The organism is Kribbella sp. NPDC051936, from assembly GCF_040680955.1.
GTDB lineage: Bacteria > Actinomycetota > Actinomycetes > Propionibacteriales > Kribbellaceae > Kribbella.
On sequence record NZ_JBFAXS010000012.1, the window covers coordinates 196,418 to 215,204 of the forward strand.

19 protein-coding genes are annotated in these 18,787 nt (G+C 69.6%); 8 read left to right on the top strand and 11 right to left on the bottom strand.

All coding sequences use genetic code 11. From position 1 onward, the window contains the following. Window positions 1-29: 29 nt before the first annotated feature. Window positions 30-437 carry a DUF3151 domain-containing protein gene (locus tag AB0L64_RS36925; protein WP_359931169.1) on the bottom strand — a complete coding sequence of 136 codons (408 nt, stop codon included), beginning with the start codon at window positions 435-437 and terminating at the stop codon, window positions 30-32. A gap of 143 nt (window positions 438-580) precedes the next feature. Between AB0L64_RS36925 and AB0L64_RS36930 the strand changes: the two genes are divergently transcribed. Together AB0L64_RS36930 and AB0L64_RS36935 are read left to right on the top strand one after the other, a co-directional pair. Next, complete coding sequence (locus AB0L64_RS36930) at window positions 581-1,030, top strand: HNH endonuclease (protein WP_344194380.1); 450 nt, start codon at window positions 581-583, stop codon at window positions 1,028-1,030. 82 nt (window positions 1,031-1,112) lie between these two features. Next, the gene (locus AB0L64_RS36935; RefSeq protein ID WP_363717626.1) at window positions 1,113-2,084 is read left to right on the top strand and encodes a type IV toxin-antitoxin system AbiEi family antitoxin domain-containing protein; all 972 of its coding nucleotides are present in this window, start codon (window positions 1,113-1,115) and stop codon (window positions 2,082-2,084) included. A 65-nt stretch (window positions 2,085-2,149) separates the two neighbouring features. On the opposite strand, the gene fbaA is transcribed toward AB0L64_RS36935, so the two are convergent. Together fbaA and AB0L64_RS36945 are read right to left on the bottom strand one after the other, a co-directional pair. Next, window positions 2,150-3,175 (bottom strand): class II fructose-bisphosphate aldolase, encoded by a 1,026-nt coding sequence (fbaA, locus tag AB0L64_RS36940; protein ID WP_363717627.1) that lies wholly within the window; start codon window positions 3,173-3,175, stop codon window positions 2,150-2,152. A gap of 207 nt (window positions 3,176-3,382) precedes the next feature. Beyond that, on the bottom strand, window positions 3,383-4,102 hold the full coding sequence (locus AB0L64_RS36945) for a GntR family transcriptional regulator (RefSeq protein ID WP_167204857.1): 720 nt from the start codon (window positions 4,100-4,102) through the stop codon (window positions 3,383-3,385). A 139-nt stretch (window positions 4,103-4,241) separates the two neighbouring features. On the opposite strand from AB0L64_RS36945, the gene AB0L64_RS36950 reads away from it, so the two are divergent. Together AB0L64_RS36950 and AB0L64_RS36955 are read left to right on the top strand one after the other, a co-directional pair. After that, window positions 4,242-5,261, top strand: a complete 1,020-nt coding sequence (locus AB0L64_RS36950) for an SIS domain-containing protein (RefSeq protein ID WP_363717628.1) — start codon at window positions 4,242-4,244, stop codon at window positions 5,259-5,261. An 80-nt stretch (window positions 5,262-5,341) separates the two neighbouring features. Beyond that, entirely contained in the window at window positions 5,342-5,761 is a 420-nt protein-coding gene (locus AB0L64_RS36955) for a VOC family protein (RefSeq protein WP_363717630.1), read from the top strand. 3 nt (window positions 5,762-5,764) lie between these two features. Here AB0L64_RS36955 and AB0L64_RS36960 read toward each other — a convergent pair whose 3' ends face one another. Beyond that, on the bottom strand, window positions 5,765-6,790 hold the full coding sequence (locus AB0L64_RS36960) for a GNAT family N-acetyltransferase (protein ID WP_363717631.1): 1,026 nt from the start codon (window positions 6,788-6,790) through the stop codon (window positions 5,765-5,767). A 47-nt stretch (window positions 6,791-6,837) separates the two neighbouring features. Further along, window positions 6,838-7,620 carry an IclR family transcriptional regulator C-terminal domain-containing protein gene (locus AB0L64_RS36965; protein ID WP_363717632.1) on the bottom strand — a complete coding sequence of 261 codons (783 nt, stop codon included), beginning with the start codon at window positions 7,618-7,620 and terminating at the stop codon, window positions 6,838-6,840. 139 nt (window positions 7,621-7,759) lie between these two features. On the opposite strand from AB0L64_RS36965, the gene AB0L64_RS36970 reads away from it, so the two are divergent. The 3 genes from AB0L64_RS36970 to AB0L64_RS36980 are packed head-to-tail and all read left to right on the top strand — an operon-like array spanning window position 7,760 to window position 11,386. Beyond that, a complete protein-coding gene (locus AB0L64_RS36970; RefSeq protein ID WP_363717633.1) occupies window positions 7,760-8,797 on the top strand; it encodes a maleylacetate reductase in 1,038 nt (345 codons plus the stop codon). A 16-nt stretch (window positions 8,798-8,813) separates the two neighbouring features. Continuing rightward, window positions 8,814-9,659 carry an intradiol ring-cleavage dioxygenase gene (locus AB0L64_RS36975; protein WP_363717634.1) on the top strand — a complete coding sequence of 282 codons (846 nt, stop codon included), beginning with the start codon at window positions 8,814-8,816 and terminating at the stop codon, window positions 9,657-9,659. Continuing rightward, on the top strand, window positions 9,656-11,386 hold the full coding sequence (locus AB0L64_RS36980; RefSeq protein WP_363717635.1) for an FAD-dependent monooxygenase: 1,731 nt from the start codon (window positions 9,656-9,658) through the stop codon (window positions 11,384-11,386). The genes AB0L64_RS36975 and AB0L64_RS36980 overlap by 4 nt, the downstream gene beginning before the upstream one ends. On the opposite strand, the gene AB0L64_RS36985 is transcribed toward AB0L64_RS36980, so the two are convergent. From AB0L64_RS36985 to AB0L64_RS36995, 3 genes are all read right to left on the bottom strand, one after another. Next, window positions 11,375-11,560, bottom strand: coding sequence for a hypothetical protein (locus AB0L64_RS36985; protein WP_355695300.1), 186 nt, complete (start codon window positions 11,558-11,560; stop codon window positions 11,375-11,377). The two genes, AB0L64_RS36980 and AB0L64_RS36985, sit on opposite strands and share 12 nt — an antisense overlap. Before the next feature lie 93 nt (window positions 11,561-11,653). Then, the gene (locus tag AB0L64_RS36990) at window positions 11,654-12,826 is read right to left on the bottom strand and encodes an alpha-amylase family glycosyl hydrolase (protein WP_363717637.1); all 1,173 of its coding nucleotides are present in this window, start codon (window positions 12,824-12,826) and stop codon (window positions 11,654-11,656) included. Then, window positions 12,816-13,439, bottom strand: a complete 624-nt coding sequence (locus AB0L64_RS36995; protein WP_363717638.1) for a TrmH family RNA methyltransferase — start codon at window positions 13,437-13,439, stop codon at window positions 12,816-12,818. Before AB0L64_RS36995 ends, AB0L64_RS36990 begins: the two co-directional genes overlap by 11 nt. Window positions 13,440-13,499: 60 nt before the next feature. Between AB0L64_RS36995 and AB0L64_RS37000 the strand changes: the two genes are divergently transcribed. Further along, entirely contained in the window at window positions 13,500-14,198 is a 699-nt protein-coding gene (locus AB0L64_RS37000) for a DedA family protein (protein ID WP_363717639.1), read from the top strand. Here AB0L64_RS37000 and AB0L64_RS37005 read toward each other — a convergent pair. The 3 genes from AB0L64_RS37005 to AB0L64_RS37015 all read right to left on the bottom strand — a co-directional run bounded on the left by AB0L64_RS37005 (window position 14,192) and on the right by AB0L64_RS37015 (window position 18,754). After that, entirely contained in the window at window positions 14,192-14,602 is a 411-nt protein-coding gene (locus tag AB0L64_RS37005) for a hypothetical protein (protein ID WP_359931128.1), read from the bottom strand. The two genes, AB0L64_RS37000 and AB0L64_RS37005, sit on opposite strands and share 7 nt — an antisense overlap. An 86-nt stretch (window positions 14,603-14,688) precedes the next feature. Next, on the bottom strand, window positions 14,689-17,670 hold the full coding sequence (locus AB0L64_RS37010) for a BTAD domain-containing putative transcriptional regulator (RefSeq protein WP_363717640.1): 2,982 nt from the start codon (window positions 17,668-17,670) through the stop codon (window positions 14,689-14,691). Between the two features lie 217 nt (window positions 17,671-17,887). Further along, window positions 17,888-18,754: a LemA family protein gene (locus AB0L64_RS37015; RefSeq protein WP_363717641.1), complete on the bottom strand. Its 867-nt coding sequence runs from the start codon at window positions 18,752-18,754 to the stop codon at window positions 17,888-17,890. Window positions 18,755-18,787 lie beyond the last annotated feature (33 nt).

Consider the following 18,787-nt stretch of genomic DNA (forward strand, 5'->3'; position numbering starts at 1 on the left):
CGCCGGACAACCAACCCCACAAGCAGGTGTCAGCCCAGCACGTCGGCGGCGGTCGGCGACGAGTCCCGCAGGAACGTGACGCAGCGCTCGGCCTCGTCCTTCTCGTCGATGAGCGCCGCGGCCTTCCCGAGCGCGGCCAGCGCACGCAGGAACCCGCGGTTCGGCTCGTGCTCCCACGGGACCGGGCCGTGACCCTTCCAGCCGTTCCGCCGGAGCAGGTCCAGCGCGCGGTGGTAACCGGTCCGCGCGTAGGCGTATCCCTCGATCGTGCGCCCGTCCGCCAGCGCCCCCTCGGCCAGCACGGCCCAGGCGAGCGACGACGTCGGGTACTTCGCGGCCACGTCCGCGGGAGCGGCCCCGTCGGCGAGTTCCGCCGCGGCCGGGTCGACCGGTAGTAATGTCTCGGGTGGACCGGACAGCAGATTGTTCAATTCCATAAGCACATCTTCGCCGATCACGCATCCGTACCGGCACGTGACCGTCTGGCGAAATCCGTTGACCGTTCACCCGGCGGCCACGGATGCTTGAGACCCTGCGTCAACCGCCGTGGTTCCCAGCTACGGCCGGAAGGAGGCACCGGATGAGCGTCATCGTCCTGAACGCGTCGTACGAACCGCTGCACACCGTATCGATCCAGCACGCCATCCGGATGCTGGTTCGTGAGGTCGCAGTGGTGGAAGAGGCGCACGGAGAGCGAACCATCGGCCCGTTCCCGGTCCCCCGAGTCCTCCGCCTGGTCCGGTATGTGGTGACCCACTGGCGCTACGCCGCCGGCCGGATGAAGTACAGCAAGCACGGCGTCCTGCGGCGGGACAAGTTCCGGTGTGCGTACTGCGGCCTCGAGAACGCCGACACCATGGACCACGTCCAACCCAGGTCCAGGGGCGGCCGCACCGAGTGGCTGAACGCGGTCGCCGCCCACGCCTCGTGCAACGAGCGCAAAGGCAACCGCACCCCGTCCGAGGCCAACATGCCCCTCCTCTGGCAACCCTGGGTACCAACCCGCGCGGAGCTCGTCATAGACACATGACGGGCCTTTTTTATGCCCGGAGTTCTCCACAGATCTGAAATCGCCGGCGCCGGGACGGCCGGATCGCGGCACTTTCTGGGGCATGAATCCTCAGCTTGCCGTGATGGCGTCGATCCGGGGTGGCGTGTTCACTCGGGCCGACGCGCGTGCCTGTGGTTACCCCGACGCTGATATCGACTCCCTGCTCGACTCCGGCTCCTGGCGCCGGATCCGGCGGGGCACGTATGCCGCCCATCGTTCCCTGATGCTCGTCACCGACGAGGTTGTCCACCTGCGCCGGATCCACCACGTCCTCCGGACCAGTGGGCCCAACGTGTTCGCGAGCCACCAGTCGGCCGCGGCGCTGCATGCCCTCCCCGTCTGGGGTCTCGACCTGACGCGCGTCCACGTGACCGCGCCGGACGGTCGCTCCGGCCGGCAGCGTGGCGTCCACCGGCACATCCGCGACCCCGTGGGACCCGGCCTCCAGTTGTGGAACAAGCTGCGTCTGGTCTCACCGGCCCGCGCGATCGCCGAGGTGGCCGCGACCGCCCCAGCGGAGCCGGCGGTCGTGCTCGCCGACGCCGCGATGTATGCCGGACTCGTCGACCGGCGCAGGCTCAACCACGCGGTGACCAATCTCGACCACGGCAGTAGACGTGCCCTGCAGGTTCTGGGCCGGCTCACCGGATCGGCCTCGATCGCGGAGTCCCGGCTGCGCTTCATCCTCGCCGACGCGGGCCTCCCGACGCCCAGCCCGTCGCCGCCCCCGGACACCGAATCAGCCGATCCCGACGTCTCCGCAGCCGAAAGCCTGTGGTTCCCCGACGAGCGCACCGTCGTCGAGTTCGAGCCGCGGTTTCCCTTCTGGTGCGAGGAATTCGAGCCTTCCACCGAAGAACCGCTCCCCGAGCCGATCGCCGCCGATCCCGACGGACCGCAACCCGTCGAGCACTGCTGGATCTCCTGGACCGACCTCGCCGACCCGCCGACCGTGGCCGACCGCATCCGCACCACGTTCGCCCGGGCCGCCCGCCGGACCGGAATCCGACCCTTCACCCTCGCCCGGATGTGACGAAGGGCCCACCGCCCGTCGGCGGTGAGCCCTTCACAGACCCCCTACAGGAGGACCAGATGATGTCAGGCGTTCAGCGACGTGCCCGTCGAGCGAAGGTCCTCGCACGCCTCGCCGACGCGCTTCGCCATACCCTCTTCGGCCGCCTTGCCCCACGCGCGCGGGTCGTAGGCCTTCTTGTTGCCGACCTCGCCGTCGACCTTCAGCACACCGTCGTAGTTGCTGAACATGTGCGCCGCCGCCGGCCGGGTGAACGCGTACTGCGTGTCGGTGTCGACGTTCATCTTGATGACGCCGTTGTCGACCGCGGCCCGGATCTCCTCCAGGGTCGAGCCGGACCCGCCGTGGAACACCAGGTCGAACGGGCGCTCCTTGCCGACCTTGGCGCCGACCGCGTCCTGGATCTCCGCGAGGATCTCCGGCCGCAGCTTGACCGCGCCCGGCTTGTAGACGCCGTGCACGTTGCCGAAGGTCAGCGCGGTCAGGTAGCGGCCGTTCTCGCCGACGCCGAGCGCCTCGACCGTGGCCAGACCATCCTCGACGGTGGTGTAGAGCTTGTCGTTGATCTCGTTGGCGACACCGTCCTCCTCGCCGCCGACGACGCCGACCTCGATCTCCAGGACGATCTTCGCCGCGGCCGTCTTGGCCAGCAGGTCCTTGGCGATCTCGAGGTTCTCGGTCAGCGGCACCGCGGAGCCGTCCCACATGTGCGACTGGAACAGCGGGTTCTCACCGCGCGCGACGCGTTCGGCGGAGATCTCCAGCAGCGGCCGGACGAAGCCGTCGAGCTTGTCCTTCGGGCAGTGGTCGGTGTGCAGCGCGATGTTCACCGGGTAGCCCTTGGCGACCTCGTGCGCGTAGGCGGCCAGCGCGACGGCGCCGGAAACCATGTTCTTGACGGTCGGACCGGACAGGTACTCCGCACCGCCGGTGGAGACCTGGATGATGCCGTCCGAGCCCGCCTCGGCGAAACCGCGGATCGCGGCGTTCAGCGTCTGCGAGGAGCTGACATTGATGGCCGGGTAGGCGAAGCGGTTCTGCTTGGCCTTGTCCAGCATCTCGGCGTAGACCTCAGGGGTTGCAATAGGCATGTCTCGCGGTACTCCTCACAACACAGTTCTTGTGGGTTCGGCTCCAGTATTGCCGCCGGGTACTTCGTCGGATCCGGCGGCCCACCTGCTGAACCGGCCCGGTGGCCGGGGAGCGATCGGCAGGGATGTAGACCAGTTCGTGAACAGGACCGATCCAGTTCGTTGCGTCCGGATGTCCTCCAGGGGCGAAGGACGCTCCGGGGACGGTCAGGCGGACCCGGTTCGCGGGCCGCGGGGGGTGAGGGCCATGTGCAGCCGGTAGCGGTCGGCGCGGTAGGCCGACCAGGACAGCTCGACGACCTTGCGGCCGGCGAAGGTGGTGCGCTCGAGGACCAGCAGGGGTGCCCGCCGGGCCACACCGAGCACCCGGGCGACATGACCGTCGGCGTTGTCCGCCCGCACGGTCTGCTCACCGGAGGTGACGACGACGTCGTACTCGCTGGCGAAGACGTCGTAGAGAGTGCCGAGCTCACGGCCGAGCAGGCCGGGAAAGAGCGCGGACGGGTAGTAGCCGACCTCGTAGGCCATCGGCGACGCGTCGGCCGTGCGGAGCCGCTCGACCCGGATCACCTTGGTTCCCTTCGCGACCCGCAGGCCCTTGGCGGTCTCCTCGGAGGCCTCGATCTCGCTGGCCGACAGCACCACGGTCCCCGGCTCGAGCCCGCGGGCCCGCATCTCCCGGGAGAACGAGGTGAGATGCAGCTGCGAGTCGACCTGGGGACCGGTGACGAAGGTGCCCTTGCCGTGCACCCGCTCCAGCGCGCCGGACTCGACCAGGTCGCTGATCGCCTGCCGGACGGTCACCCGGGAGACGTTCAGTTTGTCCACCAGGGCCCGTTCGGAGGGGATCGGGTCCCCGGGATGCAGCTCGACGTCGATCAGCCGTTCCAGCACCGATCGGACCTGGGCCCGCTTCGTCGCCACCATGGAATCTCGATCCTCCAGACCTGGGCGGGCCTCGGGGGTGCCCCGGAGCGCCGCTCACTGCTATCGTGCGCAGCATACCTGTTAAGACCAGATAGGACCAGTGATCGCAGTGGTGTCTGTCCCCGCCCAGGAAACCCGGATGGCGGCCGAGATCGCCGAGCAGCCGGCCGCGCTCGCGGCGACGTTCGAGCACGTTCTGCCGCTGCGGCACGACATCACCCGGCTGGCCGCCGGGCGCCGGAACGTGATCTTCGTGGCCCGCGGCTCCTCGGACAACGCGGGCGTCTACGGCCGCTACCTGACCGAGATCCACGCCGGCCGGCAGGCGTCCCTGGCGGCGCCGTCGGTGGCCACGCTGTACGGCGCGAACCTCGACCTCTCGAACTCGCTGGTCGTCGCGGTCAGCCAGTCCGGCGCGACCCAGGAGATCGTCGACACGGCCGAGTGGGCGAAGCGCAACGGCGCGGCGATCGTCGGCATCACGAACGACGGCAACAGCCCGCTGGCGTCGACGGCCGACGTCGCCCTGATCACCCAGGCGGGCCAGGAGCTCGCCGTACCGGCCACCAAGACGTACACGACCCAGCTGGCCGCGATCACGGTCGCCGTCGACGCGCTGGCACCGCGGCCAGGGACGCTCGACGCCGACATCGCGCGGGTCCCGGACGCCGCGACCAAGATGCTGTCCGGCTCGGTCGACGCGGCCGCGGACCTGCTGGCGGGGGCCCACGACGTGCTCGCGAGCGGTCGCGGGCTGACGTTCGGGACGACGCTCGAGGTCGCGTTGAAGCTCGAGGAGACCTGCCTGCAGCCGGTCCGCGGTCTGTCGTACGCCGATCTGAAGCACGGTCCGATCGCGGTCGTCGACGCCGATCTGGTGACGATCCTGGTCGCCGCCGGCGACGGCCCCGCCCTGTCCGGGATGACCGAGCTGGCCGGCATCGTCCGCGAGAAGGGCAGCAAGATCCTCGGCATCGGCGGCGACCCCACCTTCGCCTCCCGCTGCGACGTGAACCTCGCCGGCCCCGACCTGCCGGAGACCCTCGCCCCGCTCGCCCTGGTCATCCCGGCCCAGCGCGCGATCGAGCTCCTGGCCCGCAAACTCGGCCTCGACCCCGACGCCCCCCGAGGCCTCCGCAAGGTCACCCAGACCGATTGAACAAAGTGCTCACTCGGTGAGCACTTTGGCTGGAATCGTGGTGGTCATCAACCGGGGACACCTGAGAGAGGACCACCACGATGTTGCGAGGACTTGCCACCGTCAGCTTCTACGCGAGCGACGTTAAGGCGGCGCGGCGTTGGTACGAGGAACTGCTGGGGATCGAGGCGTACTACGCGGTGCCGAGCGCGGAGGAGCCGGCGTACGTCGAGTTCCGGTTCGGGGATTTTCAGTGCGAGCTGGGGATCATCGATGCGAAGTACGCGCCGCACGCGGTCGGGCCGACGGCGGCGGGGGCGATCGTCAACTGGCACGTGGACGACCTGGAGGGCACGCTCGCGCGGCTGCTCGAGCTCGGGGCGACGGTCAACGAAGGAATCGTTGAGCGAGGCAACAACACGGGGTTTCGCACCGCGTCGGTCGTGGATCCGTTCGGCAACCTGATCGGCATCATGAACAACCCGCACTACCTGCGGATCCTCGAAGAACTGAAGGGCTGAGGTTCAGAAGTCGATGCGCATCACGGCGCGGCGTCTGCCCGGACGGCTCGCCTCGGCGTACCCGGCGTCGGCGAACGTGGCGAGGGTGCCGACGTACCCGCCGTCGACCAGGTCCGGGTAGCCCTCGACGGCGCGGGCGCCGCGGTCCCGGGCGAAGTCGGCGGCGGCGCGGGCGAGGGCGCGGCTGATCCCGCGGCGCCGGTAGCCGACGCGGGTGACGAAGCAGGTGACCGCCCAGACAGTCGGATCGGTCTTGTCCTCGGTGCGGTCCTGCCACGGGACGCGGAAGTCGCGGAGCAGTCTCGGGTGGTCCGCCCGGGGCGCGACCGCGCACCAGCCGACGGGTTCGCCGTCCAGGTAGGCGATCAGGCCGCTCGTTGCCTCCGCCTTCGGGTTGTCGCAGGCGGTCTGGTCGCGGAGGCGGGCGGCGAGTTCCTCGGCGCCCTCCGAAGCCCACGACTCCTTGGGCAACATCCGAAACCGCTGGCACCAGCAGCGCGCGCTGTCACCCCGCTCACCGAAAACCGCCCGGAGGTCCGCAGCAGTCGCCTGATTGGCCGGCACGATCGTCAACTCCGCCGCCCCGACCGGCTCCCGCGACCTCCCCGACCGAGCATCCCGCGCCCGCTCCCGCGCTCCGTCCCGCGCCCCATCCCGCGCTCGGTCTCGGGCCTCGTCCCGCGCAGATTCCCTGGTCCGTGGGCGCGCAGTCTGTTCACGGGTCTGCTTCTGGCCTCGGGGCGGTGGTTCGAAGGTGAGTTGGATTTCGACGGTATCGCCGGCGTCGAGGCCCTTTGGCTTGCGTACGGCGTCCTTGAGTGGGAGCAGGTAGCCGCCGTCCTTCGGCCACAGTGACGTCTTCCACTCGGTGGTGCCGATGCGGGCGCGAATCGGCAGCATGCCCCAGCCGTAGCTGGCCGACAGGGCGACGGCCCGGAGTGCTTCGCCGTCCTCCTCCGGCACGGGCACGAAGTAGTACGGCGCCGGTCCGCGCCATTCGATGACTTCGCTGGTGAAGGACTGGTCCATGGCCCGATGCTAGGCCCGGTTCCGGACACATCACTTCCGGTTTTGGGTCAGAAGTGGCCGCGGTGAGTGAGGGCGGTGGTGATGTGCTGGGCCGCCCGTTGCAGGTGCGGAAGGAACTCCTCGCACAGCGACGTCGGGGTCGAGCGGGACGCATGGGCGGAGACGTTGAGGGCGGCGATGACGCGGCCGCGGGAGTCGCGGATCGGGGCAGCGATGGAGCGCAGGCCGAGTTCGAGCTCCTGGTCCACCAGCGCGTACCCGTCGGCGCGTGCCTGGGTGACGGCGGTGCGGAGGTCCTCGGGAGCCGTGAGCGTGCGGTCGGTGAGCGGCTCAGCTTGCAGCGTGTCGAGGTACGCCGTGAGGGCGTCGTCGGGCAGGCCGGCGAGAAGGACGCGGCCCATCGAGGTCGGGTACGCCGGCAGCCGGGCGCCGACGCCGAGCGCGACGGTCATGATCCGGCTGGTCGGTACGCGGGCGACGTACACGATGTCCGGGAGGTCGAGCGTCGCGATCGAGCACGACTCGCGGGTCTTGGCGCTCAGCTCGTCCATGAACGGGCCGGCGAGTTCGCCGAGGTCGAGTGAGGACAGGTACGCCCAGCCGAGGGCGAGGACGCGCGGGGTGAGGGAGAAGCGGCGGTTGTCGCTGCGTACATAGCCGAGCTCTTCCAGGGTGAGCAGGATCCGGCGGGCCGTTGCCGGAGTGATGCCGACCGCGCGGGCCACCTCGCTCAGCGTCAAGGACGGCGCCGCGGCGGAGAACGCGCGGATCACCGCGAGGCCTCGCTCCAGACCCTGCAGAAACGTGCCTGTAGACGCGTCACCCGGCATCGGCTAGCCTGCTTTTCGTTGAAAGAAGAACTATTCGCTGAGCGAAATCCTAGCGGAGCCGCCGATGCCACGTCCAGCCGAGCCCGAGGCGACAGCACCCGGGGGTGGGTTCGTCCACACGTTCCTGCCCGGGCGGGTGGTGTTCGGAGCCGACTCGTTCCACCGGGTCGCGGGTGAGGTCGAGGCGCTCGGCGTACGACGGGCGCTCGTGGTGGCGACGAACTCCGCGCGGGACGCGGCCGACGTGGTCGAACAGCAGCTGGGCAGCCGCTTCGCCGGACGGATCGACGGCGTGGCACAACACGTGCCCACCGAGGTGGCCGTCGCTGCGCGAGCCAGGGCTCGCGACGTCGGCGCCGACGCGATCGTCGCCATCGGAGGCGGCTCAGCCATCGGGCTCGCCAAAGCCATCGCTCTCACAGCAACCAGCACCGCCGAGGCTGGCGGTGGGGGCGTGCTGGTTGTGGCGGTGCCCACTACTTATGCGGGGTCTGAGATGACGCCGGTGTGGGGGGAGACTGCTGGTGGGAGTAAGACGACGGGGACTGATATGCGCGTGCTGCCTCGCGTGGTTGTTTACGACCCGGGTTTGAGTCGAGGGCTGCCGTTGAAGGTGACAGCGGCGAGTGTGGCTAATGCGGTCGCGCACTGTGTGGAGGCGGTCTGGACGCCCAAGGCCGATCCGATCACGGAGATGACTGCGGTTGAAGGACTGCGGGCGTTGAGCAGCGGGTTGCGCGACGTGCTTGTCGAGGCCGACGACTTGGGTGCTCGGGAGAAGCTTCTGTACGGCGCCTGCTTGGCTGGATCTGCGCTGGCGACGGCCGGCACCGGGCTGCATCACAAGCTGTGCCATTTGCTTGGTGGCACCTACAACCTGCCGCACGCGGAAACGCACGCAGCCGTCCTCCCGCAGGTGACCCGCGTCAACGCTTCCTCAGTCCCCCAAGCAAAAGCGCGGCTGGAAGCCGCCCTGGACACCACGGACCTGGCGCAGGGCCTGTTCGACATGTTCCAGGCAGCCGGCGTGCCGACGAGCTTGCGGGAGCTGGGATTGACCGAGGCACAGGTCGCCGAGGCGGCCGCGAGGTTCAAGCCGACGGACAACCCGGTCCCGGTGACCAAGGACCTGGTGCGGGACATCCTGACCCGTGCCTGGTCCGGTACTCGACCTTGATGAACGAGGAGATCGGATGGATCTGCAAGGCGACGACCTGACCGCTGCCGTGGTAGCCAGCTTCGACGACAGTCCGAGCGACCGCTACAAGGAGGTGATGGGCGCCCTGGTGCGCCACCTGCACGCGTTCGCGCGCGAGGTCGACCTCACCGAGGACGAGTACTTCACCGCGATCGACTTCCTCACCCGGACCGGCCAGATCTCGACCGGCACGCGGCAGGAGTTCGTCCTGCTGGCCGACGTACTCGGGCTGTCGATGCTCACCGTGGGCCTGGGGAACCGGAAGCCGCCCGAGGCCACGCAGTCCACCGTGTTCGGCCCGTTCTTCGTCGAGGGCTCCCCCGAGGCGCAACTCGGCGACGACATCTCGAACGGAGCCCCTGGACAGCCGTGCCTGGTGAGCGGGCGTGTCCTCGACACGAAGGGCGAGCCGATCCCAGGAGCACTCGTCGAGACGTGGCAGGCCGATGAGGACGGCTTCTACGACGTGCAGAAGGATCTCGACGCGCCGCAGAACCGCGCGCATCTGACCACCGATGCCGATGGCAACTACCGGTTCTGGGCGGTGAAGCCGGTCGCCTACCCGATCCCTGACGACGGGCCGGTCGGTGAGCTGCTCCGGGCCGGTGGTCGCGGCCCGATGCGTCCCGCCCACATCCACTTCATGGTCACGGCTCCGGGTTACGCCCGTCTCATCACGCACGTCTTCGCGGCCGGCGACGAGTACCTCGACACCGACGCGGTCTTCGGCGTCAAGCAGTCGCTCATCGCGGACTTCACCGAGCACACCGACGAAGGCAAGACCTACTACGCCGTCCAGTACGACCTCGTGCTCGCCACCACCGAGGAGACGCAGCAGTGATCACCACAGACGTCCTGATCGTCGGCAGCGGCCCCGCCGGCGGAGCCGCCTCGCTGTTCCTGTCGACGTACGGCATCGACAACATCGTCCTCACCCGGCACGGCTGGACCGCGAACACGCCGCGCGCGCACATCACCAACCAGCGCACGATCGAACTGATGCGCGACATGGGCATCGAGGACCAGGTCGTCGACAAGGGCACCGCCCACGACCTGATGGGGCAGACCGCGTTCTGCACGAGTCTCGCCGGAGAGGAGATCGGCCGGATCCGCACCTGGGGCACGCATCCGCGGCGCCTGGCCGACTACACGGAGGCGAGTCCCTGCCTGCCGATGGATCTCCCCCAGACGCTGTTCGAGCCGATCCTGGTCAGTACGGCGGCCGGTCGCGGCGCGCGGCTGCGCTTCAACACCGAGTACGAAAGTCTGGAGCAGGACGACGACGGCGTCACCGCCACGGTCCGGGACCGGTTGAGCGGTACGACGTACCAGATCCGCGCGAAGTACCTGATCGGAGCGGACGGCGGGCGGAGCAAGGTGGCCCAGGACATCGAGTTGCCGATGGCCGGCGCGATGGACATCGAGGGCTCGATGAACATCGTGTTCGAGGCGGACCTCAGCCGGTACGTCGCACATCGGCCGAGCGTCCTGTACTGGGTGCTCCAGCCCGGCGCGCAGATCGGCGGCATCGGCGCGGGCCTGGTCCGCATGGTCCGCCCCTGGAACGAGTGGCTGATCGTCTGGGGCTACGACATCAACCAGCCCGCTCCCGTGGTCGACGAGGCGATGGCGACCGAGATCGTGCACAACCTGGTCGGCGACGACACCATCGACGTGAAGCTGAAGAGTACGTCGGTGTGGAGCGTCAACCACATGTACGCCGAGAAGACGTCCAAGGGCCGCGTGTTCTGTATGGGTGACGCGATCCACCGGCACCCGCCGAGCAACGGCCTCGGCTCGAACACCTCGATCCAGGACGCGTACAACCTGGCCTGGAAGCTCGCGCTGGTCCTCAAAGGGCAGGCAGCGCCGAAGCTCCTCGACAGCTACAACGACGAGCGCGCACCGATCGCACAGCAGATCGTTGACCGCGCCAACAAGAGCCGCACCCAGTTCGGGCAGATCTTCCGCGCGCTGGGGATGACGCCGGACGCCCCGGCCGGCCGCACGATCGACTCCCGCAAGGACGACACGCCGGCCGCGGCGGAGCAGCGCGAGGAGCTGCGGAAGGCGATCGAGCTGAAGGACTACGAGTTCAACGCGCACGGCGTCGAGCTCGGGCAGCGCTACCGGTCGTCCGCGGTCGTCGACGACGGTACGCCGGAGCCGCCGTACGAACGGGACCACGAGCTGTACTACCACCCCACGACCTGGCCGGGCGCGCGGATCCCGCACTGCTGGCTGACGCGCGGATCGGACACCGTGAGCACGCTGGACGTGGTCGGGAAGGGCCGGTTCACCCTACTCACAGGCATCGGCGGCGACGCCTGGGTGAAGGCGACGCAGTCGGTGTCCGAACAACTCGGCGTACCGATCGAGGCGCTCGTGATCGGACCCGGCCGGGAGCTCGACGACCTGTACGGCGACTGGGCGCGGGTGCGCGAGATCCCGGACGAGGGATGTCTGCTCGTCCGGCCCGACGCGCACATCGCGTACCGCGCGTTCGATCAGCCGGAAGACGCGACCGAAACGCTTCGTCGAGCAGTGAACGGATTGCTAGGCCGCTGACGTCGCGTCCGCACGGAGGATCCGGTCGAGGATGGCCGAGATCTCCGCGGTCTCGGCGTCCAGCAGCGTGATCAGCGCGACCCGCGAGGTCTCCGAGCGCGCCTCCAGAGCAGCCGCGCTCAAGGCGCGCACGGTGCCCAGCTCGTGTATCAGTTCGTCCCACAGAGCATTCATCAGCAAACCCCCATGATTCCCGTCGCAAAGGCAGTGCGACGAGAAGGCCTCACTTCTGTCTCACCGAGAACAACGGGCGCAAGCGCAAGGAGGTTACGGACTCGTCAATAACTTCCAGCTGTGGGCCGGGACCGGCGGTGTGTCGTCGAGCGGGAAGGGCTGCTCCTCGTCCGACACGTTCAGCAGGAGCAGGACCCAGTCGGCACCGTGCCGGCTTCGCAGCGCGATGGTCTCGTTGGTCAGGTGCTCGACGGTCGTCCGGGCGCGGGTGAGCCACGCGTTCCGCCGCCGTACGCCGATCAGCTCCTGGTGCAGGCGGTACGTCGGCAGTCCGTACGGCGCGAGTTCGTCCGGGGATCCCGGGAACGCTGGGCGGATCGCGTCGTCGCCACCGGCGCGATCCTCCTTCAGCCCGCGGAACGCCTGCTCGTCGCCGGAGTAGACGCTCGGGACGCCGCCCACGACGAACAGGATCGCCAGCGCGTGACCGAGGTGGCGCTCGTCCTCGAGCCGCGTCGCCAGCCGGGTCACGTCGTGATTGCCGACGAACGTCTGCGGGACGAACGTGTCGAGCAGCGCGTTGTGCCGGCCGAGGGCGTACGACAGCTCGAAGAAGTTGCGATCGTTCAGCGAGCTCCAGATCGCCTTCCAGAGCTCGTACTGCGTGACGGAGTCGAGGCCGCTCTGTTCGACGTACGCGGCGTAGTCACCGTGGATGACTTCGCCGAAGTACCAGGTGTCGCGGTCCCGCGGCAGTGCTGCGCGCCAGAACCCCGGCGGTACGGCGTACGCGGCGTCCAGGCGCCACGCGTCGACGCCACGGTCGTTCCAGAAGCGGAGGACGTCGCCCACATAGGAAGCGACATCGGGGTTGCCGTGGTCCAACGCGACCAGATGCTCGTGCCCTTCGAACACGTCGCCACCGCGGAACCACTCCGGATGCGCGAACGACCGCGCGACGTGGTTGAAGACGCCGTCGAGTGCGATCCGCAGGCCACGGGCGTGCGCGGCGTCCACCAGGTGGTCGAAGTCGGCCTCGTCACCGAGCCTCGGATCGATTCGGAAGTGGTCGACGGTGTCGTAGCCGTGCGTCTCCGAGGCGAAGACCGGGCCCAGGAGCAGGCCCGAGCAGCCGAGCTCGATCGCGTAGTCGAGCCAGTTCTCCAACTGCGGCAGGCGGTGGACGACAGCCGGCTGGGCGACGGACTCGGCCGCGGTGAAACCGAGCGGATAGACCTGCCACCAGATCGCGTGATCAGCCCACATGTTGACCGAAGGTGTGGTGGCGGATCCACGCGTGCATCGCGATGGCGGCCGCGGCGCTGGCGTTGATCGAGCGGGTGGAGCCGAACTGGGCGATCGACAGGACCGCTGTGCAGATCTGGTGGGCCTCCTCCGTCAGCCCGGGGCCCTCCTGACCGAAGAGCAGGACGCAGGCGCGGGGCAGGTCGTAGGTTTCCAGCGGGACGGAGCCCGGCAGGTTGTCGATGCCGATGACCGGGAGTTCGTTCACAGCGGCGTACGACGCCAGGTCAGCGAGAGTTGGGTGGTGTCGGACGTGCTGGTAGCGGTCGGTGACCATCGCGCCGCGGCGGTTCCACTTCCGGTTGCCGACGATGTGCACCTCGGCGGCCAGGAACGCGTTCGCGGTCCGGACGACCGAGCCGATGTTCAGGTCGTGCTGCCAGTTCTCGATCGCGACGTGGAACGGGTTCCGCTGCCGGTCCAGGTCCTCGACGATCGCGTCGAGCTTCCAGTACCGGTACCGGTCGACCACGTTGCGCCGGTCGCCGGCCGCCAGCAGCTCCGGATCCAGCCGCGGGTCGTCAGGCCAGTCGCCCTCCCATGGGCCGACGCCGACCTCGTTCGGCCCCACCATGTCCGCTCCCCGTAGGTCGCTGCTCAGCTCATGCACAGGTCGGGACGCTACCCTGTCCGCGTGCTTGCTCTCGTCGCGATGCTGATGCCCAACTGGATGGACCCGGAGTACCTGCTGCACTGGCTGGGTGACTGGGCCCTGTGGGGCACGCTGCTGGTGGTGTTCATCGAGTGCGGGCTGCTCTTCCCGATCCTGCCCGGTGACTCGCTGCTGTTCGCGGTCGGCCTGTTCATCGCGCAAGGCAGCATCGACGTACCGCTCTGGCTGGCCTGCGTGCTGCTGACCGTCGCCGCGTTCCTCGGCAACGTGTCCGGCTACTACATCGGCCGGGTGCTGGGAACGTCACTGTTCCGGAATCCGAACGCCCGGTTCCTGAAACCGAAGTACATCGAGCAAACGCATGAGTTCTTCGCCCGGTACGGCCCCCGCGCGCTGGTGATGGCCCGGTTCGTGCCGATCGTCCGGACCTTCATCACCGTGGTCGCCGGCGCCGGGCGGATGGACGCGAAGAAGTTCTTCCTCTGGACCGGGATCGGCGCGGTGATCTGGGCCTGCGGCATCACGCTGCTCGGGCACGCGCTCGGCAACGTGAAGTTCATCCACGACCACCTGGAGTCGGCGCTGATCCTGCTGGTGCTGGTCTCGCTGATCCCGATGGTCGTCGAGTACTTCCTGGCCCGCCGCCGCAACCGCAACGGCCGGGCCGGCGACGCGCCGAAGCACGCCGCCCCCAAGCACCCGATCAGCAACGGTCAGTGACCGAAGGGGAAGTGCGGGTCTGACCAGACCCAGTCGGCGCTCAGGAGCGACAGCTCCGCGACGTCGACCGGACCGGTCGGCAGCGGGCCGACCACCTGGCCGGACCCGAGCGAACAAGCCACCCGGATCCGGTCTGCCGCCTGGTACCAGACCAGCGCCCCCCGTGGCGCCGCCCCCTCACGGAGCAAGGCATGGTGGTCGAGCCAGCGAACCGCGTCGGCCGCGTCGTGCCAGCCGCTGTCGTGCGCGTAGCCGAACGCCATCCGCTGGAACTTCAGCGGCCAGTCCAGCCACGCCGCGGAGCCAACTCGCTCCAGTTGCCAGTTCAGCGCCGCTTCGGTGTCCCGCGGGTTCGCGACCCGCGAGACGTCACGCCCCTCCACAGCAAGCTCCCCCCAGGCCATAGGTGTCCTCCCCCGATCCCCCGTCCTCGGCCTGCTTGCCGCGGCATGTTCACAGCGTGCTGGATCCGTATACAGCCGCCGTACATTCAGCCGGCGGCGACAGCGGCCTCTGACCCGGTCAGCAGCCGCCGGCACTCGGACGCGGCAGCGTCGTTCCCTGCCTGCTGCCACACGCGCGCGGCGCGTTCGAGGGTACGGCGGGCGTTGTCCAGGCTGCCGGTGGACAGATAGAGCTCGCCGAGGTGCTGCGCCGCGTCGCCCTCCACGCTCCGGTCGCCCAGGCGGTGACCGATGTCGATCGCGTCCAGCAGCGTCTTCCGGGCCGCCGCCACCTCGCCACGCTCCATCAGCGCCCGCCCGAGCAGCGCCCGGGTGTACGCCGCGCAGTGGTCGTCGCCCATCCCGTCGAAGATCGCGAGCGCCTTGCGCAGTTGCCGGATCGCCTCGTCGTGCCGTCCCTGGTTGACCCGGAGCGCCGCGATCCGGCGGCGGACCTTGGCCTCCCGGTGGGCGTCGGCCCGCCGTACGGCGATCAGGAACGCCTGGGCCAGGTACCGGCGGGCGGTGACCAGGTCGCCGCGGACCAGGTAGACGTTCGCGGCGGCGGTCCGCGCCAGCGCCTCGGCGTTCGCGTTGCCGTCCTCGACGAACGCCTCGATCGCCTTCTCGTACTGCTCCAGGCCCCGCTCGCGTTCGCCGCGTTCCCGCAGCCAGGTGCCGAGGCCGACGGCGGCGATCCCCTCACCGAGCCGGTCGCCGACCTCGGCGAACGCCTGCGCGGCCTCGTCGAAGTGCCGGCGAGCGTTCTCCCAGTCGTCCTGGTAGAGGGCCAGTTGGCCGAGGTTGCGGTGCATGATCGCCGCGCCGTGCCGGTCCCCGCAGGCGATCGCGCTCAGCAGCCCTTGCTGGTGCGAGCCGTTCCAGTCGTCGAACCCGGCCCGGAGGTCGAGGTACGGGCCCCAGGCGGCCGCGATCCGCCAGGCGTGCTCGTGCAATCCGTTCTGCGCCGCCGCACGAATCGCCGGCACGAAGGTGCTGCGCTCGCTGTCGAACCAGGCGATCGCGTCGGTCTCGGTGAACGGCGACGGATCGGGCGCGGTCAGCGGACCGGTGTGCTCCAGGACGCCGAAGTACTCGAAGGACAGCGCGTTGTTGGCTCGCCGGATCTTGTTCAGGATCGCGTCGACCACCGCCTCGACGTCCCGCACCGCCTGCGACTTCTGCTCGTCGTCGCCGACGCCGAGCGCATGCAGCCGGAGCAGGTCATGGACGCGATAGCGCGCCGTACCGCGGTGGTCGACCGAGCTGATCCGGACCAGGTTGACCTCGATCAGCCGGTCCAGGCTCCGCCGTACGGCGGCCGGCGAGGCGACGGACTCGAGCGCCCGCGCGGAGAAGACCCCCACCGCGAAGTGGCCGATCAGCCGGTACAGCCGGGCCTCCTCGGGGCTCAGCGCGTCGTAGCTCAGGTCCGCGCTCGACCGTACGGCGAGCTCGCCGATGCTCAGCTCGTCGAGCCGCGAAGTCTCGTCCCGCAACCGCCGCGCCAGCTCCCGCGCGCTCAGGTCCGGCCGCTGCGCCAGCCGGCTGCCGACGATCCGGATCGCCAGCGGCAGGTTCGCGCACGCGGACAAGATCTCCTCGGCCTCGGGCGACGACGGGTCGATCCGGCCCGATCCGGCGACCGAGGACAGCAGCAGCGCCGCCTCCCGGTCGTCGAACGTGTCCAGCGGCGTACTGTCCGCGCCGGCCAGGTCCATCAGCCGGTTGCGGCTCGTCACCACCACTGCCGACGCGCCGGTACCGGGCATCAGCGGCGTCACCTGACCTGCGGTGGCCACGTCGTCGAGGAGGATCAGCACCCGCCGGCTCGCCAGCTCGGACCGCAGCATCGCCGACCGCCGCTCCGGGTCGGTCGGGATCGCGTAGTCGGGCAGGTTGAGGCTGAGCAGCAGATCGGTCAGCGCGGCAGCGGGGTCGCGCGGGTGCGTCGCACCGTGCATGTCCAGGTAGATCTGCCCGTCCGGGAAGTGCTCGCGGACCAGATGGCCGAGCCGGACGGCCAGCGAAGTCTTCCCGGTCCCCGGTGCGCCGGAGATGACGGCGATCGGCGGCCGCACCGGATCCCGGCCGCAGACCAGGTCCCGCAGCTGCTCCAGCTGGTCCTGCCGACCGCTGAAGTCAGCCAGGTCGAGCGGGAGCTGGCTCGGCGGCCGCAGTGGATCGGTCAGCTCGGGCGCGGCCATCGGACGGGGCTGGGCGGTCGGTTCCGGGCGGTCCGCCGTACGGTCGGCGGGGACGCCAGGGTTCGGCCAGTTGGCCGAGCGGCCGTTCTCGGCGCGGGCGCCGGCGGCCTCCAGCTCCGGACCGGGCTTGATGTCCAGCTCGTCGGCGAGCGTCTGCACCGCCTTCGCGTACGCCGCGCGCGCCTCGCCCACCCGGCCGGCCGCCACCAGCGCGTCGACGAGCCGTCGCCAGAGCTGCTCGTCGTACGGGTCCTCGGTGAGGCGGGCACTGAGCAGCACGGCGGCACCGCTGGCGTCGCCGTACTCGAGCCGGAGATCCAGCAGGCTGTCGACGAGGCCGCGGTGCTGCGCCTCGAGCCGGGAGATCGTGCCCTCCCACGCGGCGGGCATCGGCAGGTCCTCGAGCGGACGGCCCTGCCACAGCGAGTAGGCACGGGACAGGACCTGCATCGCCTGCCGGCCGTCACCCGCGTCCCGCAAGTGGCCGCCCTCGGCGAGCAGGGACTCGAAGAGGCTGGCGTCGAGCTCGTCGACCCCGACCTCGATGCTGTACCCGGCTGCCGACGTGTCGATCGGCGCGGGCAGCCCGGCCTCCTGCAGCACACCGCGGAGCGCGCGGACGTACGTGCGGATGTTCGCTGTGGCCGACCGCGGCGGGGTGTTCTCCCAGAGAGCGTCCGCGATCAGATCGGTCGAGACGAACCGGTTGGGGTGCAGCAGCAGCGTGGCGAGCAGCTGACGCGGTTTGGCGGCCTTGAGCGGCTGTCCCTGGACATGGACGAGCCGCAGAGGTCCGAGGATCCCGTACCTCAGACTGTCCACTCGTCCGACCTCTCCACTCTGGAAACCGCCCTATCGTGGCATCCACCTGTACCCGCCGGGAAGGCCGATGTACGCCGGATGTATCTCAGTGCGGCACAGTTGACACAGGTACCGGGGGGAGGACAGGCCCGGAGGTGGCGACTTGACCGCCGTCACACCGGGCCTGGCACTGGGAGAGAGTCCGGGGTCGGGGGTCCTGGACTACGGGGACCGGTGCCTACTGGCCACCGGTGAATGGCGGCTGACCGTCCTGTGGCGCGGGGGAACCCGCAGGCGGCCCGCCCACCGGTGGCTCTCCCTGGTACTGCCCCGGGTACTGGCCGGGCCGGCCCTGGTACGGCTGCTGCTGCTGCGGCTGCGGCTGCTGCGGCTGCTGGTACCCGCCCGGGATCTGCTGCTGCGGGTAGCCCTGCTGGTAGTTGCCCTGGTCACCCGGCATCTGCGGGTGGATCTGCCCCGACGACGGCGCGCCCGGCTGCATCTGCGGCGGCGCCTGCTCACCGGCGACCGAGCCGATGGTGCCGAACGAGACCTGCGGCACCGCGCGGACCTGCTCGTCCTTGACCTCGAAGTAGCCGGCCTTCTCGAACTTGAAGCCGCTCGCGATCAGATTCGACGGGAACGCCTCGATCCGCGTGTTGTAGTCGCCGACGTTCGCGTTGTAGAACCGGCGGCCGGCCGCGATCCGGTCCTCGGTGTCGGTCAGCTCGCGCTGCAGGCCGAGGAAGTTCTGGTTCGACTGCAGCTGCGGGTAGGCCTCCACCGAGATCATCATCTGACGCAGCGCGCCGGACAGCTCACCTTCCGCCGCCGCCCGCTGCTCGGGGGTGGTGTTCTGCACGTTCACCGCCTGGGTGCGCAGCCGGGCGACCTCCTCGAACACGTGCCGCTCGTGCGCGGCGTACGCGCGGACGGTCTCGACCAGGTTCGGGATCAGGTCGTACCGGCGGTGCAGCTCGACGTCGATCTGCCGCCACGACTCCTGGATCAGGTTCCGCTGCTTGACGAACCGGTTGTACGACGTGATCAGCATGATCGCCGCAACGACGATCACCGCGACGATCACGATGATGACCCAGACCATGACGAGCTCCCGAGAGTTGGCAGTGCTGACAGC